Here is a 942-nt window from a genome sequence, read left to right as displayed (position 1 = left end):
TGTATCTGCCGCGCGAGTGGACGGACGAGCCGGACCGCTGCCGCAGGGCAGGAGTCCCCGACGGCATCGTCCACCAGGAGAAGTGGCGCCTGGCGCTCGGCCTGCTCGACACGCTCGCCCAGTGGCGTTTGAAGGCCCCGGTGGTGGTCGCCGATGCGGGTTACGGCGTCAGCACCCCGTTCCGGCTCGGTCTCGAGGAGCGAGGGCTGTCCTATGTCCTGGCCTTGACCGGGAAGGAAGTCGCCCATCCGGAGAATGCCCGGCCGCACCAGCCTGCTTATGGCGGGCTCGGTCCGCCGACGCTGCCCCGCTACCGCACCCCACTGCGGGCCGTCTCCGCCCTCGCAGCCGAGGCCGGTGCCGGCCGGTTCACCGAGGTGACCTGGCGCAGCGGCAGCAAGGGTGCGATGACCTCACGGTTCGCGGTGCTGACGGTCCGGCCGGCGGGCAAGCAGCCTGTGTCCGCCGCCCAGGAGGCGGGCGGCGGCCGCAACCGGTGGGACGGAGTCTTGCCCACCCAGACTCTGCTGGTCGAATGGCCGGACGGCCAGGACGCTCCGACCGGCTACTGGATATCGAACCTGCCCGCCGCCACACCGGTCGCTGACCTGGTGCGGTGGGCGAAGATGCGCTGGCGGATCGAGCACGACTACCGCGAGCTCAAGCACGGCCTGGGCCTTGACCACTTCGAGGGCCGCACCTGGCGCGGCTGGCACCACCACGTCACCCTCGTCACCGCCGCCCAGGCATTCCTCACCCTGCGGCGGCTCGACCCAAAAGTCCGCACACCGGCCTGACCCTCTACCAGGTCCTCGATCTCCTCCAGGACCTGCTGAGGTGCTGGACCGGCACCTGCACCACCTGCGGACGACCGCTACCCACCCGACGAGACCGCCACAGACAGGCCAAAACCTAACGAAGTACTACTAGGCCGTGTCCGCA

General features: G+C 70.2%; 1 protein-coding gene. It reads left to right on the top strand.

Going from position 1 to position 942, the window contains the following annotated elements; translation table 11 throughout:
- Positions 1-797 (top strand): IS701 family transposase (locus CCN42_RS34125; protein WP_107427687.1); only part of this gene is annotated, 797 nt, incomplete at its 5' end.
- Positions 798-942: the final 145 nt, after the last annotated feature.

It is taken from the genome of Streptomyces glaucescens, assembly GCF_002154375.1.
GTDB lineage: Bacteria > Actinomycetota > Actinomycetes > Streptomycetales > Streptomycetaceae > Streptomyces > Streptomyces glaucescens.
This window is presented reverse-complemented; position numbering and strand designations above follow the sequence as displayed.